Source organism: Pseudomonas sp. HY2-MNA-CIBAN-0224, assembly GCF_040310285.1.
GTDB classification, from domain to species: Bacteria; Pseudomonadota; Gammaproteobacteria; order Pseudomonadales; family Pseudomonadaceae; genus Aquipseudomonas; species Aquipseudomonas helleri.
Window position 1 is genome coordinate 1 of record NZ_JBEOPQ010000200.1, and the last position, 422, is coordinate 422.

1 protein-coding gene is annotated in these 422 nt (G+C 36.7%); it reads left to right on the forward strand.

Annotated features, from left to right (window positions below):
- Positions 1-311, forward strand: a 311-nt coding sequence (locus AAEZ03_RS26020) for a transposase (protein WP_350582622.1), incomplete at its 5' end; no start/stop codon positions are given.
- Positions 312-422: the final 111 nt, after the last annotated feature.

A 422-nucleotide genomic window follows, 5' to 3' on the forward strand; every position in this document is an offset into this window, starting at 1 on the left:
ATTACTTTAAGCACAACATCAACAGCATCGTCTTCTATCACTGGTGCAAACACAAGCTAATCCCAAGTCTTAAAACCAAATGCGTGATTGTGATGGATAATGCCAGATTTCATAAGAGTAAGCGTATTCAAAAGCTACTGAATAGGCATGGTCATCGTATTCTATGGCTGCCGCCGTACAGCCCTGATTTGAACCCTATTGAGAAGAAATGGGCTCAGGTGAAGTTTCTACGCCAAGGCTGGATGGAAAACGACTTATCCAAATTGTTTTATGATGTTTGTCCTAACCATAACAATTTTATTTTGAGCTGACTATAGTGTACAACTCTATTTTTATGCGTTGCTGATGTTGCAATTATAAGAAATAAAAAGAATATATCTTGCAAACAAAAATTAGGTCTTTATATTTCCGCGGTATTTAAC